The sequence below is a fragment of the Comamonas testosteroni genome (genome assembly GCF_000761245.1).
GTDB classification, from domain to species: domain Bacteria; phylum Pseudomonadota; class Gammaproteobacteria; order Burkholderiales; family Burkholderiaceae_C; genus Comamonas; species Comamonas testosteroni_C.
Window position 1 is genome coordinate 12,871 of the sequence record NZ_AWOR01000048.1, and the last position, 22,400, is coordinate 35,270.

Annotated in this window: 22 protein-coding genes and 1 riboswitch; of the genes, 9 read left to right on the forward strand and 13 right to left on the reverse strand. The window is 62.8% G+C overall.

The features are described from left to right. The first annotated feature begins 51 nt into the window (after positions 1-51). Positions 52-1,020, forward strand: a complete 969-nt coding sequence (locus P353_RS13955; RefSeq protein ID WP_034370354.1) for a tripartite tricarboxylate transporter substrate binding protein BugE — start codon at positions 52-54, stop codon at positions 1,018-1,020. 118 nt (positions 1,021-1,138) lie between these two features. On the opposite strand, the gene P353_RS13960 is transcribed toward P353_RS13955, so the two are convergent. The 4 genes from P353_RS13960 to P353_RS13975 all read right to left on the reverse strand — a co-directional run bounded on the left by P353_RS13960 (position 1,139) and on the right by P353_RS13975 (position 4,869). After that, positions 1,139-2,188, reverse strand: coding sequence for a porin (locus tag P353_RS13960; protein WP_034370357.1), 1,050 nt, complete (start codon positions 2,186-2,188; stop codon positions 1,139-1,141). Positions 2,189-2,259: 71 nt separating this feature from the next. After that, complete coding sequence (locus tag P353_RS13965) at positions 2,260-3,480, reverse strand: sugar transporter (protein WP_034370360.1); 1,221 nt, start codon at positions 3,478-3,480, stop codon at positions 2,260-2,262. A gap of 77 nt (positions 3,481-3,557) precedes the next feature. Next, positions 3,558-4,049, reverse strand: a complete 492-nt coding sequence (locus P353_RS13970) for a DUF2127 domain-containing protein (protein WP_034370362.1) — start codon at positions 4,047-4,049, stop codon at positions 3,558-3,560. Positions 4,050-4,209: 160 nt separating this feature from the next. Then, positions 4,210-4,869: an NAD(P)-dependent oxidoreductase gene (locus P353_RS13975; RefSeq protein WP_034370365.1), complete on the reverse strand. Its 660-nt coding sequence runs from the start codon at positions 4,867-4,869 to the stop codon at positions 4,210-4,212. A 108-nt stretch (positions 4,870-4,977) separates the two neighbouring features. Between P353_RS13975 and P353_RS13980 the strand changes: the two genes are divergently transcribed. Next, positions 4,978-5,889 (forward strand): LysR family transcriptional regulator, encoded by a 912-nt coding sequence (locus tag P353_RS13980; RefSeq protein WP_034370368.1) that lies wholly within the window; start codon positions 4,978-4,980, stop codon positions 5,887-5,889. 144 nt (positions 5,890-6,033) lie between these two features. On the opposite strand, the gene P353_RS13985 is transcribed toward P353_RS13980, so the two are convergent. Both P353_RS13985 and P353_RS13990 read right to left on the reverse strand, forming a co-directional pair. After that, positions 6,034-7,170, reverse strand: coding sequence for a branched-chain amino acid ABC transporter substrate-binding protein (locus tag P353_RS13985; protein ID WP_034370370.1), 1,137 nt, complete (start codon positions 7,168-7,170; stop codon positions 6,034-6,036). Between the two features lie 240 nt (positions 7,171-7,410). Then, positions 7,411-7,953, reverse strand: coding sequence for a 6,7-dimethyl-8-ribityllumazine synthase (locus P353_RS13990; protein ID WP_034370373.1), 543 nt, complete (start codon positions 7,951-7,953; stop codon positions 7,411-7,413). 90 nt (positions 7,954-8,043) lie between these two features. Further along, positions 8,044-8,212, reverse strand: a riboswitch (FMN riboswitch). Between the two features lie 246 nt (positions 8,213-8,458). Between P353_RS13990 and P353_RS13995 the strand changes: the two genes are divergently transcribed. Together P353_RS13995 and P353_RS14000 are read left to right on the forward strand one after the other, a co-directional pair. Continuing rightward, positions 8,459-9,094, forward strand: a complete 636-nt coding sequence (locus tag P353_RS13995; protein ID WP_034370375.1) for a hypothetical protein — start codon at positions 8,459-8,461, stop codon at positions 9,092-9,094. A gap of 87 nt (positions 9,095-9,181) precedes the next feature. After that, a complete protein-coding gene (locus P353_RS14000) occupies positions 9,182-9,865 on the forward strand; it encodes a DUF4124 domain-containing protein (protein ID WP_034370378.1) in 684 nt (227 codons plus the stop codon). A 118-nt stretch (positions 9,866-9,983) separates the two neighbouring features. Here P353_RS14000 and P353_RS14005 read toward each other — a convergent pair whose 3' ends face one another. Continuing rightward, the gene (locus P353_RS14005; RefSeq protein ID WP_034370381.1) at positions 9,984-10,931 is read right to left on the reverse strand and encodes an NAD-dependent epimerase/dehydratase family protein; all 948 of its coding nucleotides are present in this window, start codon (positions 10,929-10,931) and stop codon (positions 9,984-9,986) included. A gap of 109 nt (positions 10,932-11,040) precedes the next feature. Here P353_RS14005 and P353_RS14010 point away from each other — a divergent pair, with 109 nt between their 5' ends. Both P353_RS14010 and P353_RS14015 read left to right on the forward strand, forming a co-directional pair. Beyond that, positions 11,041-12,087: a CDP-6-deoxy-delta-3,4-glucoseen reductase gene (locus P353_RS14010; protein ID WP_034370385.1), complete on the forward strand. Its 1,047-nt coding sequence runs from the start codon at positions 11,041-11,043 to the stop codon at positions 12,085-12,087. A 120-nt stretch (positions 12,088-12,207) separates the two neighbouring features. Continuing rightward, the gene (locus P353_RS14015; RefSeq protein WP_034370388.1) at positions 12,208-13,176 is read left to right on the forward strand and encodes a Bug family tripartite tricarboxylate transporter substrate binding protein; all 969 of its coding nucleotides are present in this window, start codon (positions 12,208-12,210) and stop codon (positions 13,174-13,176) included. Positions 13,177-13,302: 126 nt separating this feature from the next. Here the strand turns inward: P353_RS14015 and folK are convergent, their stop codons facing one another. The 4 genes from folK to hda are packed head-to-tail and all read right to left on the reverse strand — an operon-like array spanning position 13,303 to position 16,818. Next, positions 13,303-13,806, reverse strand: coding sequence for a 2-amino-4-hydroxy-6-hydroxymethyldihydropteridine diphosphokinase (gene folK / locus P353_RS14020; protein ID WP_034370586.1), 504 nt, complete (start codon positions 13,804-13,806; stop codon positions 13,303-13,305). Next, the gene (gene pcnB, locus P353_RS14025) at positions 13,799-15,364 is read right to left on the reverse strand and encodes a polynucleotide adenylyltransferase PcnB (RefSeq protein WP_034370390.1); all 1,566 of its coding nucleotides are present in this window, start codon (positions 15,362-15,364) and stop codon (positions 13,799-13,801) included. The genes folK and pcnB overlap by 8 nt, the downstream gene beginning before the upstream one ends. Next, a complete protein-coding gene (locus P353_RS14030; protein WP_034370393.1) occupies positions 15,361-16,062 on the reverse strand; it encodes an HAD family hydrolase in 702 nt (233 codons plus the stop codon). The genes pcnB and P353_RS14030 overlap by 4 nt, the downstream gene beginning before the upstream one ends. A 57-nt stretch (positions 16,063-16,119) precedes the next feature. Then, complete coding sequence (hda, locus tag P353_RS14035; RefSeq protein WP_003070849.1) at positions 16,120-16,818, reverse strand: DnaA regulatory inactivator Hda; 699 nt, start codon at positions 16,816-16,818, stop codon at positions 16,120-16,122. 357 nt (positions 16,819-17,175) lie between these two features. On the opposite strand from hda, the gene purM reads away from it, so the two are divergent. Both purM and P353_RS14045 read left to right on the forward strand, forming a co-directional pair. Next, positions 17,176-18,228 carry a phosphoribosylformylglycinamidine cyclo-ligase gene (purM, locus tag P353_RS14040; RefSeq protein WP_034370396.1) on the forward strand — a complete coding sequence of 351 codons (1,053 nt, stop codon included), beginning with the start codon at positions 17,176-17,178 and terminating at the stop codon, positions 18,226-18,228. Positions 18,229-18,265: 37 nt separating this feature from the next. Then, positions 18,266-19,324, forward strand: a complete 1,059-nt coding sequence (locus P353_RS14045; protein ID WP_034370400.1) for an AI-2E family transporter — start codon at positions 18,266-18,268, stop codon at positions 19,322-19,324. Positions 19,325-19,348: 24 nt separating this feature from the next. On the opposite strand, the gene P353_RS14050 is transcribed toward P353_RS14045, so the two are convergent. Continuing rightward, positions 19,349-20,197 carry a SirB1 family protein gene (locus P353_RS14050; protein ID WP_034370403.1) on the reverse strand — a complete coding sequence of 283 codons (849 nt, stop codon included), beginning with the start codon at positions 20,195-20,197 and terminating at the stop codon, positions 19,349-19,351. Between the two features lie 104 nt (positions 20,198-20,301). Then, positions 20,302-21,867: a murein biosynthesis integral membrane protein MurJ gene (gene murJ, locus P353_RS14055; RefSeq protein ID WP_034370405.1), complete on the reverse strand. Its 1,566-nt coding sequence runs from the start codon at positions 21,865-21,867 to the stop codon at positions 20,302-20,304. A gap of 233 nt (positions 21,868-22,100) precedes the next feature. On the opposite strand from murJ, the gene rpsT reads away from it, so the two are divergent. Then, positions 22,101-22,394, forward strand: a complete 294-nt coding sequence (rpsT, locus tag P353_RS14060) for a 30S ribosomal protein S20 (protein WP_003052598.1) — start codon at positions 22,101-22,103, stop codon at positions 22,392-22,394. Positions 22,395-22,400: the final 6 nt, after the last annotated feature.

Here is a 22,400-nt window from a genome sequence, read left to right on the forward strand (position 1 = left end):
GGCGATTTCACCAGAGATGCACTGCCAATCACACTTTCCAAGGAGACATTGATGTTCAAGTTCACAGCCACCGTTCTGGCTGCCATGGCTTTTTGCGGCGCTGCACAGGCACAAGGCACCTATCCCAACAAGCCCATCCGCCTGCTGGTTCCCTTTGCCGCTGGCGGCACGACCGACCTGATCGCCCGCATCATTGCCGAGCCTCTGAGCCGCGAGCTGGGTCAGTCCGTAGTGGTGGAAAACAAGGGCGGCGGCGGCGGCAGCATCGGAGCTTCCGAAACCGCCCGCGCCGCGCCCGATGGCTACAACCTCGGCATTGCCACCGTCTCCACCACGGCGACCAACCCGGCCATCAATCCCAAGATTCCCTACAACGTGGCCACCGACTTCACGCCCATCGTGAACATTGCGGCCACGCCCAACATCATTGCGGCCAATCCCAAGTTTGCAGGCAAGGACTACAAGAGCTTCCTGGCCGAGATCAAGAACCATCCCGCCAAGTACTCCTACGCATCGCCCGGTCTGGGCTCCATCACCCACCTGATGATGGAAATGTTCAAGCTGGAAACCAAGACCGAGATGACCCACGTGCCCTACCGTGGCTCCGGCCCTGCGCTCAACGACACCGTGGCCGGTCAGGTGCCGCTGATTTTTGACAACCTGCCCTCCACCCTGCCCTTTGTGAAGGAAAAGCGCCTCACGGCCCTGGTCGTCGCCGCCCCCCAGCGCGTTGCCGCCCTGCCTGATGTGCCGACCTTCAAGGAAATCGGTCTGCCCCAGGTCAACCGCATGGCGTACTACGGCATCGTCGGCCCCAAGAACCTGCCCAAGGAGGTCGTTGCCAAGATCAACGCCGCCGTGCGCAAGGCCGTGCAGGACCCCAACGTGAAAAAGCGCATCGAGGAAAGCGGCTCCATCATCATGGCCGACACCCCCGAAGCCTTTGCCAAGCAGATGGCCGAAGAGCTGGCCGTCTACAAGAACGTGGTGCAAAAGCAGAACCTGAAGATGGACGAGTAAGCGTCTTCAGCGCATGAAAAAGTCCTCGTCGGCATCTATGCAGGCGAGGACTTTTTTTCTTGTCTCATGCACAAGCCAGGTGCTCATGCATGAAACTGGTGCAACGCAAAGCCCGTTCTCAGAAACGATGACGGATACCCAGCAGGGCGCTGGTGCCGGACTTGTTGGGAATATCCATGCTCACGCGGTCATACATGGCCACGGCATAGACATCGGTGCGCTTGGACAGGAAGTGGTCGTAGCCCAGGCTGACGGTGGTGCGTGTGCCGCTGACGTTGCCCACTTCCGACTTGGTTCGTGCAGCCGCGGCCTTGAAGGTGCCGGGCGTGCCGCTGACGGGGATGTCCAGACCCAGCGAATACGTGGTGTTCTCACGGTCCTGGGCGCTGATCTTGGCCTGGCCATAGGTGGCATAGAGCTTGGCCACGCTGAAGTCATAGCTGCCGCCCAGCATCCAGTTGCTCTTGGTCGGCATCACCGCCAGCGATACTGGGTTGTTGATCTGCGCACGCTCGTAGAACGCGGTCAGGCTCAGCGGGCCACCCGAGTACATCAGGTTCAGGCCCACATTCTTCTTGCCCTTGTTGCCGCTGCTGGTCTGCTCGCCGAACTGGTAATGCACATTGGCCTTGAGGCCGCCGAAGCTGGGCGTGGAGTACAGGATCTGGTTGCTCCAGCCGGTGTTGGAGGCCGTGGTCAGGCTGTCCGTCCCCCAGGCTGAGGTCGTCATATTGGCATGCAGCACCAGCGGCGAGACCGTGAAGGAGTCGCCAAACGGATTGGTCAGCACCGTGGGCAGGAAGTTCGGTGCCAGGCCACGACCCAGGCTCACGCGACCAAAGCTGCCGGCCAGACCCACATTGGCATCACGCGAGAAAAAGGGGTCGGCATCGAAACGGCCGGGGGTACCTGTATCGGCACGGAAAAAGCCGGTGATATTGAAGTCGGCCTTGAGACCGCCGCCCAGATCTTCCACGCCCTTCACCCCCCACCAGGAAGTGGTCAGACCGCCGGAGCCGACCGAGGCCACGCGCTCTTGCCCTGCCAGCTTCATGGAGCCGGCATAGCTGTCGATGGTGCCGGTGAGCTGCACGGAGCTCTGGGCCTGAGCCGACAGACTGACCACAGCCAGGGCAATGGTGGTGAAGGTAGCGGTAAACGCTTTCATGGGTGGTTTCCTCTCTAAAAAGTTTGAGACAAACCACCCATGCAAGAGTCAGGCCAGTTTTGTATACAAAACTAGGACTTCAAACGGAAGCTGTCGGCCAGCTTCAGCATCATGAACAACCAAAGCGCGCCTCCCATGGCAATCAGCAGGCCGCCCACCACACCGATGTGCGTCATGCCCCATTGCTGGCTGACGATGCTGCCCAGCAGTGCGCCGCCGCCAATGCCGATATTGAAAATGCCCGAGAACATGGACATGGCCACATCGGTGGCATCGGGCGCCAGATTCAGCACCTTGGACTGCATGGACAGCGCAAAGCAGATCATGGCAATGCCCCAGACCGAGCTTTGCAGATACAGGCTCCAGACATGCGTGCTACTCATGACCAGCAGCAACAGGCTCAGCGCCAGCACGCCAATGGACGCCAGCAGAAAGCCGCGCGGAAAGCGCATACCGAACCAGCCGAACAGCACACTGCCCACAATGCCCATGCCGCCATACAGCAGCAGCACGGCCGTGGTCACATCACCGGCGTGGCCAGCAGTGTCCTGCACAAAGGGCTCGATATAGCTATAGGCCGTGAACTGGCCAGTAATCACCACCACCAGCAGCACATAGATACCGACCAGGGCCGGGCGCCTGAACAGCATGGGCACACTGGACAGGGAGCCTGCGTTCTCGCTGGGCAGCAGAGGCAAGAGCTTGCCCAGTACCAGCATCACCGCCGCCGCCACCCCACCGATGGCCAGAAACGTCATGCGCCAACCCAGCCATTCGCCCACGATGCGACCCAGCGGAATGCCCAGCACCATGGCCACGGAAGTGCCCGTGGCCAGCAGGCTCAGCGCCATGGCCTTTCTGCCAGGAGGCGCCACCCGCACGGCCAGCGAGGCCGTGATGGACCAGAACACCGCATGCGACAACGCAATGCCTATGCGGCTGATGACCAAAGACGCATAGCTCCAGGCCACACCCGAGAGCAGATGGCTGAGCACGAACACCGCGAACACGCCCATCAGCAGCTTGCGCCGCTCCACCTTGCGCGTGAGCAGCATGAAGGGCAGCGAGGCCAGCGCCACCACCCAGGCATAGATGGTGAGCATCAACCCCACCTGCTCGACTGGCATGTCATAGCTGGCACCGATGCTGCTGAGCAGGCCGACCGGCACGAACTCGCTGGTATTGAAAACAAAAGCCCCCAGCGCCAGCGCAATCACGCTGAGCCAGGCCTGCCCATGGGTTCGGGCAGGGGATGTCGAGGTAGAGATCGGAGAGGCTAAGGGCTCTGTCATGAATTTGCAGCTTGTTGCAACGCAGCATAAAGCCCGAATTGTGCGCGCCCATGCGTCAAACAGGACGTGCGGCCCGCTTATTCCGCAGCCATTGCAGGGATGAGGCCCTGCCTGCGCTTCTGTATGAGCCGGGCCAGCAGCACCATAACCAGTGCAATATTGAAGACCAGCACCAGCATCGCCTGCCAGCTGCTGCGATGCAGCAGATGGAGCAGCTCAAACGGCAGATACACGGTGCTGGCCAATACGCCGAACCACTCGCCCCAGGCCTTGTCCTGCCACAGACCCCAGGCCTCGATGAAGCGCACGGCAGCATAGAGACAGCCGAGCAGCACCAGCGTACTGACCGGCGTGACGTTGAGCGCATCCGCGGCCTGCAGCAGCAGGGCCGGATAGCGTTGCTGAGGCGACAGGCCCATATGGCCGATCAACTCCAGCACCAGCCGGTGGATATCGTGGTGCAGCAGACTCAGCACGCCCCACAGCCCCAATAGCGCCGCCACGCCTTTGGTGGCCTCGAACATGGCCATGGCCCTGACCGCGGTGCGCAGTGACGACTGTGAACTCATGGGCGTTTCCGTCGCTGAAAGCACCACTATAGAAACAACTGCTGGATAGCGCTCGCGCTTATGCAGACACGCACCGCCATCCGCTGCAGCTCAGGTGGCCCTCAGGCGCTTGCGCCCCAAGTGCAGCCGGGCCCACGCTACAGCAGGATCTACAGCGGAATCAATAGGCCACCGTGAAGCGCTCACGCACATGAAGGCCCTGCTCCAGGGCATCGATCAGCGCCACAGCCAGGTCCTGCACCGAAATATCGCCGGGCTGACCGCCGGCCTGCACCAAAGGTTCATCCTTGCCCGTGCGGTACTGACCGGTTCGGCCCCTGGATTGCGCATCGGAGCCGCCATGAAAGCCCACGGCCGGGCTCAGCATGGTCCAGTCCAGAGTGGCTTCCTTTTGCAGCTCGGCAAACATGTCGCGCGCCGCCGAGGCACCAGGCTTGATGAACGCAGGAAAGTCGGGCGAATCCACCAGTTGCTGGCCATTCACATACAGGCTGCCGGCTCCGCCCACGACCAGATAGCGCTTGATGCCCGCAGCCTTGACGCCTTGCACGATGGCACGCGAGCCCTGCATGAAATCGTCATAGATATTGGGATTGCTCCAGCCTGCGTTATAGGCGCTGACCACCGCATCGCAGCCAGTCACTGCGCGCTGCACCTCGTCGGCGTTGAGCACATCGGCCTTGACGAACTGCACATGCTCGCGCGCGGCAGCGGCCTCGGGTTTGCGTACCAGGGCCACGACTTCATGACCGCGATGCAGCAACTCATCCAGCAATCCGGCACCGACAAAACCCGTGGCGCCAATCAATGCGACTTTCATTGGAAAACTCCTTGTATCTTCAACAGAGCTAAAGATTAATCGGCATTAATCGCGAGAAAAACCCCTTTCAGCCACCATGACCTTGAAGCAGCACTTCAAAATAGCCTCATGGAAGATTTCAGACGCATGGCCATTTTTGCCGCCGTGGTGGAGCGCGGCAGCATGAGCGCGGCCGCCCGCCAGCTCGATATGACGCCCTCTGCCGTCAGCCAGCACATCCGTCAGCTGGAGCAGGAGGCCGGCCTGACACTGCTGCACCGCTCCACGCGCCAGCTGACGCTGACCGATGCCGGCCAGCGCTTCTACACCCAGTGCGCCGCCATGTGCGAAGCCGCCAGCCGGGCTCGCGCCGAGCTGGCCGCCGAGCATCAGCGCCCTAGCGGCGAGCTGCGCCTGGCCGCCCCCGCCGGCTTTACCCAGCATGCGGCCCCGGCGCTGGGCCGGTGGCTGGCCATGCATCCTGAGCTGCGGCTGCGCCTGCTGATGGATGACGCCCCCATAGACCTGATCAAGGCGCGCGTGGATCTGGCGCTGCGCTTCGGCGATCTGCAGGATTCCAGCTGGGTGGCCCGCCACCTGGGACGCAGCGCCACCGTGCTCTGCGCCTCGCCGCATTGGATCAAGGCCCACGGCAGCACGCCTCGACACCCGGGCGAGCTGACGCAGCTGCCCTGGCTGGAGATGAGCCGCAGCGACGATGCCCAGGCCGATTTTCTGTGGCGACAGCAGGGCACGACCCAGGAGTACCGGCTGCAGGTGCGACCGCTCATGGTCAGCAACCACCGCAGCGCGGTGCAGCAGTTCTGCGAAGCGGGTCTGGGCCTTGCCCTGCTCTCGGCCCATGACGTGGCGGCCAGTCTGGAGTCGGGCAGCCTGGTGCGCTTGCTGCCCGACTGGAATATGGGCATGTTGGATATCTGGGCCGTCACCGCCAGCCGCGACACCCTGCCCGCCAAGGTGCGCGAGGCCATCGAGGTCCTGCGTGAGTATTTCGCCCAGCTCCAGGGCATGCACAACTAGCGCAATCCTCGCACATTCAACGGCCCAGCCGGCAACCACCCAGGCCTGCCGCCCAAAGGCCGAAAGCAAAAAAGCCTGCAGATGCGAGGCATCTGCAGGCTTTGCAAAACAGGCCACACCACATGGCCCGGCGCACTCAAGCCATCATTTCAGATCGATAGGCGTCTTGTTGCCGCCCACATAGCGGCTCAGCGTATAGCTGGGGTTCTTCATTTCGCCGTTCTTCTCGAACTGGATCTTGGAGGTCACACCCGAGAAGTCGGACTTCTGCAGGAAGGGAATATAGACCTTGGGGTCCCATGAATTGGCACGCTTCATGGCGTCGGCCAGCAGCATGGTGCCGTCATAGAAATAGGGGCTGTAGACCTGGAACTGGCCCGGATACTTGGCGTCATAGCGCTTCTTCCACTCCGTGCCGCCAGGCATCTTGGCAATGGAGGCACCACCGTCGGCGCAGACCACGTTCTCCAGCGGCTTGGCGCCGGCAGCCACCTTGGCCAGCTCGGTCACGCAAATGCCGTCACCGCCGAACATCTTGACGTCGTTCATGCCCAGCTGGGCCATCTGGCGCAGCATGGGGCCGGCCTGTCCATACATGCCGCCGTAGAAGATGGCATCGGGTTTCTTGGCCTTGATGGAGGTCAGAATGGCCATGAAGTCCGTGGCCTTGTCGTTGGTGAACTCGTTGGCAACGATCTTGATGCCCTGTTTTTCGGCATCCTTCTTGAACACATTGGCCAGACCCTGGCCATAGGCCGTGCGGTCGTCGATCACGGCCACGTTCTTGAGCTTGAGATTCTTGGCAGCATAGGTGGCAAGGGCCGCACCCAGGGCGTTGTCGTTGGCAATCACGCGGTACGTGGTGTTCCAGCCGGGCTTGGTCAGATCGGGATTGGTCGCCGCACCCGTGATCATGGGAATGCCGCAGTCCTGGAACACCTTGGAAGAAGGAATCGCCACGCCGGAGTTCACAAAGGCCACGGCCCCGGCCACCTTGTCATCGCACAGTTTTTGCGAAGCCGCCGTACCCTGCTTGGGATCGGCCACATCGTCCTCGGCCACCAGCACGAACTTGACCTTCTTGCCGCCGATTTCCATCCCTTTTGCGTTCAGGTCCTCGATGGCCATGCGCACGCCGTTTTCATCGTCCTTGCCGAAGTGAGCCTGAGGACCGGAGGTCGGGCCGATATGGCCGATCTTGATGATCTGCTCCTGGGCCATCACGCCCCCTGCCATACCTGCTACGACTGTCGCGATACACAACTTGCCAAAATTCTTCATTGCGCACTCCACTCGGTTGAGACAAGACGCAACCTTATGCCTCGCGACAGGCAATTGGCAATGAGGCAATCACATAGGTGCAGCGAGTGCTACACCGGCACAACAATCAGTGTTTTCAGGGATCGGCAAGCGCGCCGGGCTGTGCTGGAAAAACCCGCCGCAAGCCCTTGCTCTCGAAATGGCAGCAGCGCCAAAGAAAAACGCCCCAGACTGGGGCGTTCTTGCATCAACACATTCCGCTCAGGCGGCCTTGGCCTGCAGGAGCGCATCCACCTTGGCATGCTGGTCCAGCGTGCTCAGGCAGGCATGGGCCACTTCCACGCCCTTCTTCACGAAGTGCTGGCGGAAGAACTCCACATGATCGCCATGCTCGTGGAAGTCGCGCGGTGTCAGCACGGCGGAGAACACGGGCACTTCGGTATCCATCTGCACGCGCATCAGGCCGTCGATCACGGCCGTGGTCACGAATTCATGGCGATAGATGCCGCCGTTGACGATCAGTGCCGTGGCGATCACGGCGTCGAAACGACCGCTTTGCGCCAGCTTCTTGGCCAGCAGCGGGATTTCAAAGGCACCGGGTACGCTGAAATGCGTGATGTTGGCGGCCTGCACGCCCTGCGCCTGGAGTTCGGCTTGGGCGGCATCCCGGGCCTGGTAGACCACTTCGGTGTGCCAGCTGGCGCTGATGATGGCAATGCGGCTGCGGCCAGCCACGGCCTTCCAGGGCGTACCTTCGGAAGTCGCGTGAGTGGCGAAATTCATGGAGACAGGGGTCTGATTCATGGTGGTATTTCCAGAAAATTCCAATGAATCAGGGCGTGCGCTGATACACCTGCCCATGCGGCAGCGATAGCTGCATCACGGACCGATGCTGCGCGATCTCTTTCATCCGGACTATGACCGTCGGCTCTGGCATCTCACCAGATCTGCTGACCCTGCAGTCTCTGACGAGACTGCAGGCGCTCGCGGGCTGCTGCAGTCAATGCAAGGCATTGCCACAGATACCGCCGGTGGGGAATTGCACCCCGCCCTGAGAACGCTGCTTTGCGGTGAACCTGGATTCACTGCAAGACGAAGTCATTCTAGCGACGCTTTGGCAGCGCTCCAGGCAAAAGGGTCACTATGGCGTCAACCTGAAAATTCAATAAAAACTGCCTTGATCGCTCAGCAGCCAATCGTAAGTAGCTCTCATTTGATGAGCAGACAGCTTCATGAAGTCAACCCGGAGCAGCCGCCGGACGTTAAGAGCACAAGGCATTGCGCCCACCCACACCTCATCGGACCCGTCATGAAATCATCCCTGCAGGCATTGATGTCCACCTCCACACGCTGGGCCAGCATGGGGGCTTTGGCTGTGCTGTGCACTGCCTGCGCGGTTCCCGGCGAGTTCGACTCCGGATATGGCGGCGGTTACGGCGGCAGCTATGGTGGCAGCTACGGCTCTACCACTATCTACAGCACCCAGCCCGCTTATCCGGCCTACCCGGTGTACCAGGGCCAGGACCGCAATGACTGGGCCTGGCGCGAGCGTGAGCGCCGTCAATGGGAGCGCCAGCGCGAGCTGGAACGCGATCGCGCCCAGAACATGCGCGATCGCGAGCAATGGCAACGTCAGATGGAACGCGACCGCGCTCAGCAACAGCGCGACCGGGACCGGGACCAGCAGCGCCGTGAATGGGATCGTCAGCAGTCCCAGAATCGTCGCGATCAGGACCAGATGCGCCGCCAGCAGGAGCGTGAGCAACAGCAGCAGTCGCAGTCGCAGCAACGCGAGCGTGACCGCATGCAGGCCGAACGTGATCGCCAGCAACAGGCCCGCGACCGCCAACAGCAAGACCGCGAACATGAGCGTGATCAGCGCCAGCAGCAACGCCAGCGCGAAGGCCAGCAACAGGGCTTTCCTCCTCGCGGTGACTGGCGCTGACCGGACTCTGCGGCACGGCACCGCTTCTACTTTTCCTGCCGCCACTTCATAATTTGCAGGCACTCAAACGCCTTTGAAGGAGCGGTCATGCCAGAGCCCCTATCTCCCGCCATCACCATGCGCAAGCTGCCGCTTGGCTTGCTGCTGGGCTGGGTGCTGATCGCCGGCACGGCCCAGGCTCAGGTCATGCGCTGTGTCGATGCCAAGACCGGCGAGGTGACCTATACCAATGGCCGCTGCATCTCGGGCGAAATGAGCACACAGATTCAGGCGGCGCAAAGCGCCGAGGAAATCGCGGCCGAGCGTGTCAATGCCAGCCAGGCGCGCGAGCGCAGCAAGGCCCAGATGGCGCGCGACGATGCCCAGCGCAGCCAGCGTGAAGAGCAGGAGCGCAAGGAACGCGAGGCCGCCGAGAGAGCCCAGGCCCGGGCCGGAGCCAATCTGGAAAACACGCCCGCCTGCCGCCAGGCCCGCGAGCGCTACAACGCCATACTGGCCGAAGCCAGCCCCGACCCAGCCACCTGGGGGGAGCGCAGCCAGGCGGCCCAGGCCCAGATGGAGATGAGCTGCCTGGGCGCTGCCGCCTACCAGCAGCTGCAGCAAAGCCGGGCGCTGCAGCCCAATGCTATCAACCGCCCGCAGTGGGGCTATGGCTATCCCAACCGCTACCCGCCGGCACGTCCCACGCCATCGCAGCCACCGGCCAAGATCGTCAACTGCAATGTCTTCCGCTGCTATGACAACCGCGGCGGCGTTCATCCGGTACCGTAATCCCCCTGAGGCGCTGTGCGCCTTCCCCAGGGAGCGACAGCTTCGCTGCGCGGCGGCGCTTGCCTGCTGCCCATTGCTTGGCCGCGCCAATTTTTGAGGGTCGCGCTCTTTGCTCTGCCTAGCTTTGCAGGCCCTCGGTCACCGTGGGATAGCGCAGCCTGAGTCGCAAGTCACGCTTGAGCCGCTGATTCGACAGCCGCCGCGACTCGCTCATGAAACTCAGCAGACTTGCGGGCAGTTCGGTCTGCGCCTGCTCGCGTGAAATGCGCGGCGGCCTGGCCAGGCCGTAGAGATCGGCCGCCAGATCGAAGTAATCGCCCATCTTCAGCTGCGTGTCGTCGCTGGCGTGATAGATGCGCTGCGGCTTGCCGCGCCACAGCGCAAGCAGGCAGGCACGTGCCAGATCATCGGCATGAATATGGTTGGTATAGACATCGTCCGCGGACTGCAGCACGGCCGTGCCACGCAGCAGCCGGGTGCGTGGCGTACCGCCCTCACGGTCCGGCGCGTAGATGCCGGGAATGCGCAAGATGCTGGCGCGCAGGCCCGAGCGCCCGGCAAAGCGCACGGTGAGTTCGGCATTCACGCGGCGCTGCGCCCTGGCGGTCGTCGGCGCGACGGACCGGGTTTCGCTCACCCACTGCCCCTGGCAGTCGCCATAAACGCCCGAGGTCGATGCATAGACCAGGCTGCGCGGCAGACTGCGCAGGCGCAGTGCCCGCAGCAGCGCCGTGGTGCGAGTGTCCAGCCACCGGTGTTCATCCCCGGCAGCCGGTGCCGGAGGCGGCGCCAGATGCAGCACCCGCGTGGCGATACCGGCCAGTCTGCGCAGGCTGTCCGGATCATCCAGATCCCCCCACAAAGGCCTCACGGCCTGAGCATGCAGCTGCTCGGCCCGCTCCGGATTGCGGCTCAAGGCCAGCACCTGGACTGCCTGCCTGCCGCGGCCGGAAGTGACGAGCAATCGAGACACGCGCTGACCCACATCGCCGTGGCCGACGATCAACAGACGTTCACGACGAAAGCGCGCTGGTAGCGCGCCCAATGGGCTTTGGTTTGAGGGCAAAATCGGGGCCTGCTGCGTACAAGTTCTAAGGAGCCACTGGCGTTGCTGCGACAGCAACAGCGCCGACAAAAAGGCTGCCGGATACGCCTTCAAGGATAACCAAAACGTCATGACCGAGATTGCCCACGCTTCGTTTGAAATTACCGTCCAGCCCAGCGGACGTGCTTTTGCCACTCAGGGCGCTGAAACCATTCTGGCTGCCGCGATTCGTAGCGGCGTCGGCCTGCCCTACGGCTGCAAGGACGGTGCTTGTGGCTCCTGCAAGTGCAAGAAGCTCAGCGGCGAAGTCAGCCACGGCACGCACTCGGACAAGGCTCTGACAGCCGAAGAGGAAGCCGGTGGCTATGTGCTGACCTGCTGCGCCACACCCCACAGCGATGTGGTGCTGGAGTCGCGCCAGGTCACGGACGCCAGCTCCTTCCCCATCAAGAAGATGCCCGTGCGCGTGGCCGCTCTCGAGAAGAAATCGCATGACGTGATGCAGGTGCGCCTGCAACTGCCGGCCAGCGAGAAGTTCCGCTACCACGCCGGCCAGTATGTGGAGTTCATTCTGCGCGACGGAGCCCGCAGGGCCTACTCCATGGCCACCGCGCCCCATGTGCAGGAGACGGCGCCTGGCATCGAGTTGCATATCCGTCACATGCCAGGCGGCAAGTTCACCGACCATGTCTTTGGCGGCATGAAGGAAAAGGAAATCCTGCGTGTGGAGGGCCCGTTCGGCAGCTTCTTCCTGCGCGAGGACTCGGACAAGCCGGTCATCCTGCTGGCCTCGGGCACGGGCTTTGCCCCCATCAAGGCGCTGATCGAGCATATGCGTCACCAGGGCATCGAGCGTGATGTCACGCTGTACTGGGGCGGCCGCCGTCCCAGCGATCTGTATGACGCCAGCTGGATTGCCGAACACACGGCCACCATGCCCCGCTTCAAGTATGTCCCCGTGATCTCCGACGCCCTGGCCGAAGATGCCTGGACGGGCCGCACCGGCTTTGTCCACCAGGCCGTCCTGGAAGACTTTGCCGACCTGTCCGGCTACCAGGTCTATGCCTGCGGTGCCCCCATCGTCGTGGATTCGGCCCGCGCCGCTTATACCAGCGAACGCGCACTGCCTGCCGAAGAGTTCTACGCCGACGCCTTCACCTCCGAAGCGGACAAGTAAGAACGCTGTTTTGCGCAAACCCCGATGCATTCCATGGTGCATCAGGGTTTACGCGCAATTTTCTTGCATGAGTAGCCGCCAGTTCCGGAGCCGCTGCAATTTTTTGCACAATAGAGCTCTATGAACCGTAGAAACAGCCTTCTCTCGGTCATGGCGGCCGTTGCTGCCTTGGCCTCTCCCCTCTCTCAGGCCCAAGAACCCATCCGTCTGATCGTGCCCTATGCGCCCGGTGGTCCACTGGACATCACCTCGCGCGCACTGGCAGAGCGGGTGCGCGACTCCCTGGGCGTCGTCATCATCGACAACAAGGCCGGTGCCGGTGGCAATATCGGCGCCGACGCCATTGCCAAGGCCCAGCCCGACGGCCTGACCATAGGCCTGGCCGCCACGGCCACCCATGCCGTCAACCCCTGGCTCTACACCAAGATGCCCTATGAAGCAGGCAAGGACTTTGCCGGCATCACCCAGATGGTGCGCGTGCCCAATGTGCTGGTGATGAATGCCGCCAAGGCCGAGCAGCTCAAGATCCACAGCGTGGCCGATCTGATCGCCTACGCCAAGAGCCATCCCGGCAAGCTCAACTACGGCAGCGGCGGCAATGGCTCCGCAGGCCATCTGGCAGGCGAGATGCTCAAGCAAAAGGCCGGCATCTTTGCACTGCACGTGCCCTACCGTGGCGCCAACCCCGCCCAGTTGGCCTTGCTGTCTGGCGAGGTGGACTTCAATATCGACAACCTGGCTGCGGCCGCGCCCAATATCAGGAGCGGCAAGCTGGTGGCTCTGGCCGTGACTTCGCTCAATGCCTCGCCGCTGCTGCCCGGCGTGCCCGCGCTGTCCAAGAGCTACCCCGGTTTTGCCATCGACACCTGGTGGGGACTGGTTGCCCCGGCCGGCACCCCAAAGCCCGTGCTGGACAAGCTGAGCAAGGCCTTCAATGATGCCCTGCAAGCACCGGAAACCAAGACCCGCTTCAACGCCCTGATGGCCGAACCCGTGGGCTCCACGCCCGCCGAATTCGACAAGTTCATGGCCGCCGAGCGCGCCAAATACCAGCCCATCGTCAAGGCCTCCGGTGCCAAGGTCGACTGATAGATCGCGACGCTGATTGAAAAAGCCCCGGCAGCCATCAGGCAGCCGGGGCTTTTTCATAGGTAATTTCGGCGCCGGTCGCTTGCCAGGCAAGCGCGAAAAGCTATTCAATCAGAAGCAAGCTGACTACCGCTTCCACCAGCCCTGGGCCAGGCTGCGCTCTATGCCCTGGTCTGCCACGGATTGCAGTTGCTCGGCGCTCACGCAGCCTGGCGCGATTTCGGCCAGCGGCAGCAGCACAAAGGCTCGCTGCCACATGCGCGGGTGGGGAAGAATCAGCTCGGGATCGTCCGACTGACGGCCGCCCCATAGCTCGATATCCAGGTCCAGCGTACGCGGTGCATTGCGGTAGGGACGCTCGCGCCCTGCCTGCAGCTCGATCGCCTGCAGCGCATGCAGCAGATCCAGCGGCTCCCGCCCGGTGCGCAGCAGCGCCACCGCATTCAGATAGTCAGGCCCGGAAGAATCAATGGGTTTGCTGCTGTAGAGCGAGGACACGGCAAGCAGCTCGGTCCGGGCCAGCTTGGCCATCGCCGCCACGGCCCAGGACAGGGTCTGGCGTGCATCACCGAGGTTGGCCCCGAGACCGACCGCAACCGTGTCGGCCGCCAGGGCGGCTGGTTTATTCATCACCACCGGCGACAGGAGCAGCACCAGCGGATGGTTTGCGGCGACGGCGGCGACGCTTTTTGGGAGCGGCTGCATCGCCTTCTGCGGCCACCAGATCCAGCGGAGTGTCCTGTTCGCCTTCGGCTTTCTTCTTGGCCACGCGATGCACCTTGGGCGCCGTCTGCGGCTGGGCACGCTGGCGGGCACGTTGCTCGTCGCGGGCCTGGGCGATCAGGTCGTCGCGCTGAGCATCGTCGGCCTGCTGGAACTCCTGCCACCAGCTGGCCAGACTTTCCTCGACCTCACCGATATCGGCGCGCAGGCGCATGAAGTCAAAACCGGCACGGAAGCGCGGCTGCGCCACCATGGAGTTCGGGGTGGCTCCGGTGCGCTTGTCAAAGCGCGGCTGCATGACCCAGATTTCGCGCATATCGGCAGCCAGCTTGCCCCGGCCCGAGACATCGCCGATGCGCTGATCGAACACCTCGTCGATCGACTCCTGCAGCGCAGGGAAAGGGTGATAGTTCTTGGCCAGACGCTTTTCCCAGCCTTGCTTGACATCCTGCCACAGCACGCAGGCCAGCAAGAAGCTGGGCGCCACGGGCTTGCCTTCAGCCACACGGCGGTCGGTATCCATCAGTGCGGCCTGCACGAAGGGATGGTCGGCGCGCTCCATCACCACGTCCAGCAGCGGATAGATGCCGCGCGACAGGCCCAGTTCCTTGAGCTGAGCCACCGAGGCCAGCGCATGGCCGGTCTGCAGCAGTTTGAGCATTTCGTCGAACAAGCGGCTTTGCGGCACTTCCTGCAGCAGCGGCTCGCACTCGACCAGGGGTTTGGCAGTCTTGGCTTCGAGCTTGAAGCCCTTGCCACTGAGCTTGGCGGCAAAGCGCACGGCACGAATGATGCGCACCGGGTCTTCGCGGTAGCGCGTGGCCGGATCGCCGATCATGCGCAGCACCTTCTTCTTGGCATCCGCTATGCCGCCGTGATAGTCGACCACGATCTGTGTCTCGGGGTCGTAGTACATGGCGTTGATGGTGAAGTCGCGGCGTGTGGCGTCCTGATCCTGCGGGCCCCAGACGTTGTCGCGTAGCACGCGGCCGCTGGCATCCACGGCATGTTTGAGCCCTGCCAGCTGATTCTTGCTGGTGCGTTCGTTGCCGCTGACCTGCTCGGCCGCGCTGTTGTCCAGAAAGGCGCGGAAGGTGGAGACCTCGATGACTTCGTTTTCCCGGCCACGGCCGTAGACCACGTGCACGATGCGAAAACGCTTGCCGATGATGAAGGCGCGGCGAAACAGGTTCTTGACCTGCTCGGGCGTGGCATCGGTGGCCACGTCGAAGTCCTTGGGACGCAGGCCCAGCAGCAGGTCGCGCACGGCGCCGCCGACGATATAGGCCTCGTAGCCCGAGCTCTTGAGGGTCTGCACCACGTCGATGGCGCGACGGTCAACCAGATTCGGGTCTATGCCATGCACCTGAACCGGCACTTCCTCACGCTTGCCGAACTTGGGCTTGCGCGAGCGGGGGGCTGCGGGCGCCTTGCCCAGCAGCTTGTCAATAATGGTCTTGATCATGGTGCTTCGCTAAATAGGTCCACGATGCGCCAGCCGCGTTCCTCGGCCAGGGCACGCAAGCGCGCATCGGGGTTGGTGGCCACAGGGTGATCCACTTTTTCAAGCAGGGGCACATCGTTCATGGAGTCGCTGTAGAAGGTCGCCTCGACGTCCTCCCAACGCAAGCCGCGCTGGGTCAGCCATTCGGTCATGCGCACGACCTTGCCTTCGCGCATATTGGGAATACCGTCAATCTCGCCCGTGAACCAGCCACGGCCGTCACGCACCAGCTCGGTTGCCAGCAGATGCTGCACGCCGAAGGCCTGGGCAATGGGGCGCGTCACAAACTCGTTGGTGGCCGAGGTGATCACCACTGTGTCTCCCGCATCCAGGTGCTGCTGCACCAGGGCCAGAGCGGCAGGCTTGATCGCCGGGCGAATCACCTCGTCCATGAAGCGCTGATGCGCGGCCGTGGCTTCGGCCTCGCCACGCTGCACCACGGCAGCCGTGGCAAAGCGCACATAGTCGGGGATGTTGAGACGGCCGGCCAGATAGTCGTCAAAAAAGGCATCGTTCTGGCGCCCGAACTCCTCGCGGTCGCACCAGCCGATGGCAATGGAGAACTCGCCCCAGCCATGGTCGGAGTCCAGCGGCAGCAGCGTATGGTCCAGGTCAAACAGGGCCAGCCTGGGCTTGATAGCCAATTCAGAAGTCGACATGCAAATCCAACAAAAAGTGCTGTGGCATGGCCAAAGCGGGGAGCGTGAGCAGGTGCCTCACTCGGTTTCCAGCATGGTCTTGAGCAGCGGGATGGTGATGGCGCGCTTGTTGCGCAGGGCAAAACCGTCCAGCATGTCCAGCAGCTGCATCAGCGAGCCCAGGTCACGCGAAAAGCGCCTGAGCATGTAATCCATCACTTCATCGCTCAGGAACACACCACGCGCATCGGCCTCCTGACGCAACACGGCACGCCGTGCCGACTCGTCGAGCAGATGCAGCTGATAGACATGACCCCAGCCAAGACGGGTGCGCAGGTCCTCGCGCATCTTGAGATCGGCCACCGGCAACTGGCCCGCCGCCAGCACCCAGCGCGGCAGGCCGGTGGCGGGACTGGTGGCGTTGACAAACCAGTTGAAGGCACGTGCCTGCTGGAACGGGGTGTAGATGTCCACATCGTCCATCAGCACGGCGGCCCAGCGTTCGTCGAACTCGGGCGGGAACGGAGTGGATGCATCCATCCAGCCCACCATGGCTCCTTGCTCGCGCAGGGCTTCACGCACCGCCTTGAGCAAATGACTCTTGCCGGACCCCGCCTCGCCCCACAGATAAGTAGGCACTGGCGTGCGCGACTGCTGCAACTGGCCATCGCCCACCCAGTGACGCAGGTGATCGATCAAGGCAGCATTGGGGCCGACAAAGAAACGCGCGAGCGTCGGGCCGGGCGCCATGCTGATATCCAGAGCCAGCTGCTTCATCTGCGACATACGCGCAGCGCCCCCTTTCCTGGGCACTCAACAGCCCATGCGGCGAAATCTGGCAGGAGATTCATCAGCATCAATGGTGGAAGAAACAAAGGCCCGGACGCGCATTCAGATCAGGCCCTGCAATATGCCCTAGCGTGATCACTCGGTAACAAAAGCACCAATTTTAGTCTGCACTCGCAGCCCCCGAGCGGCTTCGGGCTGATTTTGCCTACTGCCGTTGTTGTAGTCAGGCCATGAATGCTCCAGCAAAACCCTTTGACGCATGTCCGGGCGCCCCCGCTGCATGGGCAAGCGCCGTAGAATCCCGGGGTTTCCGCCCAGCAGGGCGCCCCCGCACCGGATCCATCGATGAGCTCTTCCGCATCCTCCTCTACCCCCATTTCCTACAAAGACGCCGGTGTTGACATCGACGCAGGCGACGCCCTTGTCGAACGCATCAAGCCCCTGGCCAAGAAAACCATGCGCGAAGGCGTGATGGCCGGCATCGGCGGCTTCGGCGCCCTGTTCGAAGTGCCCAAGCGCTACAAGGAACCCGTGCTGGTGTCCGGCACCGATGGCGTCGGCACCAAGCTCAAGCTGGCCTTCGAGTGGAATATGCACGACACCGTGGGCATCGACCTGGTGGCCATGAGCGTGAACGATGTGCTGGTGCAAGGTGCCGAGCCCCTGTTCTTCCTCGACTATTTCGCCTGCGGCAAGCTGCATGTGGACACCGCTGCTGCCGTGGTGGGCGGTATTGCCAAGGGTTGCGAGCTGTCCGGCTGCGCGCTGATCGGCGGTGAAACCGCCGAGATGCCCGGCATGTACCCCGATGGCGAATACGATCTGGCCGGCTTTGCCGTCGGCGCGGTCGAAAAGTCCAAGATCCTCAGCGGCCAGAACGTCAAGCCCGGCGATGTGGTGCTGGGTCTGGCCTCGCACGGCGTGCACTCCAACGGTTTCTCGCTGGTGCGCAAGTGCATCGAGCGCGCAGAAGCCCAGGGCACCGTGCCCGAAACTCTGGACGGCAAGCCCTTCAAGGCCGCCATCATGGAGCCCACCCGTCTGTATGTGAAGAACGTGCTGGCCGCACTGGACAAGCACCCCATCAAGGCCCTGGCCCACATCACCGGCGGCGGCCTGCTGGAAAACATCCCCCGCGTGCTGCCAGAAGGCACCGCAGCCCACCTGAAGGCCGGCAGCTGGCCTCAGACCGAGCTGTTCGCCTGGCTGCAAAAGACCGCCGGCATTGACGACATCGAGATGAACCGCACGTTCAACAACGGTATCGGCATGGTGGTGGTGGTGGCGGCCGAGGACGCCGGAGCCACGGCAGCCACACTGGCCGAGCTGGGCGAGAAGGTCTACAACATCGGCGCCATCACGGACATCGGCTCCGGCAAGCCCGTTGAAGTGCGCTAAGCAGGTCTTCATCACAGCCCCTCTACCCCGAGCCTGAATGACGCAGCATCTGCCCGCCCCCATCACTACGCAACCGGGTGCCTCACCCAAGGTCATGCTGGCCAGTTACATATTGATGGGAGCAGCACTGCTGCTCGTCATGCATCAGGGGATTCTTCCCGGACTGCTGTGCGTGTGCGTGGGCTTCATGCTGACCCGCGCCCTGTCCCGCCTGCTGTCCCGGCTCAATCCTCGCGCATTTGCGAAGAACCAGCTGCCGCACTGGGCCCAGGTGGTGGCCACCACCATCGTGATTCTGGCGCCACTGGCCCTGCTCAGCGGCGCCCTCTCCCAGACCCGGACCTATATCACCGAAGCCCCTGCCCAGTACAAGGAGCTGCTGGACTACCTGGCGGCCACGGTGCTGGAGCTGCGAGAAAAACTGCCTTCGGACATTGCCGATCAGCTGCCCGACGGCGCCCAGGAAATTCAAAGCAAGCTGGCCGGCTATCTGGCTGCCAAGGCCGGCGTGCTGGCCACTGCGGGCCGCGCCTGGCTTACCGGCCTGCTCTATGCCTATGTGGGCCTGATCATCGGCGCTCTGGCCGCCGTGCGCCCCATCGCCACGCGCCACCCGCCGCTGGTGCAGGCCCTGCAGCAGCGCATCGGCCACTTTGCCCTGGCCTTCAAGCAGATCGTGGCGGCCCAGTTCTGGATCGCCGCCTTCAACACCTTGCTGACGTCCATCTTCCTGCTGGCCATATTGCCGATCTGGAAGCTGCAGCTGCCCTACACCCCCGCGCTGATCACGCTGACTTTCATCGCCGGACTGATCCCCATCGTCGGCAACCTGCTGTGCAATGCCGTGCTGACGCTGGTCGGCCTGTCGGTGTCGCCCGTGGCCGCCGCCGCCTGCCTGGGCTTCCTGATCCTGATCCACAAGGCCGAATACGTGATCAACGCCAAGGTCGTGGGCACACGCACACACATGGGCGTGTGGGAGCTGCTGGCCGTGATGTTTGTGGCCGAGTCCGTCTTCGGTCCCGCAGGTCTGGTGGCAGCGCCGCTGTTCTATGCCTATCTCAAGAAAGAGCTGGAAGCCGCACAACTGGTGTGAGCAAGCTGCCTGCCACCAAGGCGTTCAGCCCGCCCGGCGCAGCCGGGCAATGGTTTTGGCGATGTAATCGGCCTCCTGCCCTTGTGCAAAAGGCGCATAACGCTCCAGATCCGATAGCGCTCTTTCAATCACTCCCCATTGGGCATACGCCATACCGCGGTCCCGGAACAGCTCTTCGCGACCGGGCTGCAGCAAGATCAGGCGATTGAGCACGGCCACCAGCATGGGCCAGTCTTTCTGGACCTGATGAATCTCCTGCAGATTGCGCAGCATGCGCGCCATGACATCGCGCGGATGAGCGGCCTGCAGATACAGCCCCAGCGGCGGCGCATCGTCGGGTGTGATGCCGGCCTGATCGAGAAACGGCTGCAAGCGCTCTGCCAAGGCGCTTGCGGAGTAGGAATCGCCTGTCAACGGATCCTGCACCACCTGGCCCTGCGGCAGCATGGCCTTGACCAGAAAATGCCCTGGAAAGCCTATGCCCTCCACCGTCAGACCGATGCTGGCAGCCAGCTCCAGCCAGATCAGCGCCACGCTGATGGGAATGCCGCGCCTTGTCTGCAGCACATGGTGGATATAGCTGTTGGCGGGGTCGTAATAGTTGTTGAGGTTGCCGGCAAAGCCCAACTCACCATAGAAGAACTTGTTGAGCGCACTGAGCTTGCGCAAACCGTCCTCCTCGCCTGCCAGACGCTGCACCAAGCGCACTTGCAGCCTGTCCAGCTCGGCCAGCACGGCTTGCAGGTCAAGATCAGGTTCGGCATCCTGAGCAATGCTGACGGCAGCCTCCATCAAGGCAAAGTTTTCATCACTCTGCACCAGGGACGCAAAATACTGCAGGGCCGTGGGGTACTCGTCTATCGTCCAGCTCATAGGCTGATTTGTAAGCCGCCTTGGCAGGTCATGCAAGCGAAATCCCCTTGATACGCCTGTAAAACCTGCGCTGACCGCTCACTTTTCCATGAGCAGCGCAAGCTTTAGCGGCGCAGCAACTGGCGCAGATTCAGGCCTGACAACCTCAGCGCGCCAAAGTAGAGCACGGCAGCCCCGGCCATCATGGCGGCCAGCAGCGCTGCACGCAGCAAGCCATTGCTGCGCAGGCCCACCCAGTCGAAGTGCTGACTGCCCCAGAGCAGCAGCACCGCCAGCAAGGCACTGGCCGCGATCACCTGCAGGGTGAACTTCAGCCAGCCCGGCCCGGGCTTGTAGGTGCCGCGGCGCAGCAGTCCGATGAGCAGCCAGCTCGCATTGACCAGTGCGGCCAGACCGATGGACAGGGCCAGCCCCGTGTGCTTGAGCCACGGCACCAGCACCAGATTGAGCAACTGCGTAATCACAAGCACCACGATCGCGATCTTCACGGGTGTGCGGATGTCCTGGCTGGCGTAGTAGCCGGGGGCCAGCACCTTGATGGCCACCAGGCCAAGCAGGCCGGCGCCATAGCCCATCAGCGCCAGGGCAATCTGCCCCACATCGCTGTCATGCAAGGCACCGCGGTGGAACAGCGTGGCCACCAGCGGCGTGGCAAAAGTCAGCAGGCCCACGGCGCAGGGCACAGCCAGCAGCACCACCAGGCGCAGACCCCAGTCCAGCATATTGGAATAGCGCTCGCCGTCACCGGCCGCCTTGGCGGATGCCAGCTGCGGCGTCAGCACCACCCCCAGAGCCACGCCCAGCAATGCCGTGGGAAACTCCATCAGACGGTCGGCATAGAACAACCAGGTCACGCTGCCGGGGGCCATATAGGAGGCGATCTGGGTATTGATCATCAATGAGACCTGGGCCACGCCAACCCCCAGCAATGCCGGCCCCATCAGTGCCAGAATACGGCGCACCCCCGCCTCGTCCCAGGCTGCGCGAATGGCTGCGGGCGAGAAGCCGATGCGCGGCATCAGCCCCATGGAGCGCAGCGCAGGAATCTGCACCGCCAGTTGCAGCACGCCACCCAGCATCACGCCGCCAGCCATGGCATAGATGGGTTCTATGCCCTGCTTCTCGAACCAGGGCGCACCCAGCAGGGCCGCCGCAATCATGCTGAGATTGAGCAGCACGGGCGTGGCGGCCGATACCGCGAACTTCTTCCAGGTATTGAGAATGCCCGCCGACAGAGCCACCAGCGACATGAAGCCGATATAGGGGAACATCCAGCGCGTCATCACCACAGCGGCGTGATAGCCGTCTGGCGACTGACGCATGCCGCTGGCCAGCAGCCAGACCAGCAGCGGAGCGCCAATCACGCCCAGCACGCAGACCACCAGCAGCGCCCAGAACAGCAGGGTCGCGACATGGCTGATCAGGTGGCGCGTGGCCTCTTCTCCATCCCGGGTCTTGCTGGCGGCCAGCACCGGCACAAAGGCCTGGCTGAAAGCCCCTTCGGCAAACAGGCGGCGAAAGAGATTGGGAATTCTGAAGGCGACATTGAAGGCATCGGTCAGCGCATTGGCGCCGAACATGGAGGCCATGAGCAGATCGCGCACCAGCCCCGAAACACGGGAGGCCAGCGTCAGAAGAGATACGGTGGAGGCGGCTTTGAACAGTGACACGCAGCGAAGTGTATGCGTTCACGCCAGCCGCTGCTTGCACAGATCGCGGTGCCTTGCACTCTGTAGCAAACCACACTCTTCGACCAGGCACACCCTCACACCAGGACAGCGAGCAAGAGCCGCCTCGCAGCGAAGCTGTCGTCCCCCTTTGGGGGAAGCAGCAAAGCCGCACAGGGGGTGATACAATCCAGGGTTTTGCTGACATCATCCTCAGACACACAAGGAAATAAATCATGGCAACTAAAGCCAAAAAGAACCCCCGCCTGGCTTCCGGCCGCAAGCGCGCCCGCCAGAACGTCAAGCTGAACGCTGCGAACACTTCGCTGCGTTCCAAGTACCGCACTGCTGTCAAGAATGTCGAGAAGGCTGTTGTGGCCGGCGACAAGACCAAGGCAGCCGAACTGTTTGCCAAGGCTCAGTCCGTGATCGACGCGATCGCTGACAAGGGCATCTTCCACAAGAACAAGGCAGCTCGCGATAAGAGCCGCCTGTCCGCCAAGGTCAAGACCCTGGCTCTGGCTGCTTAATACCAG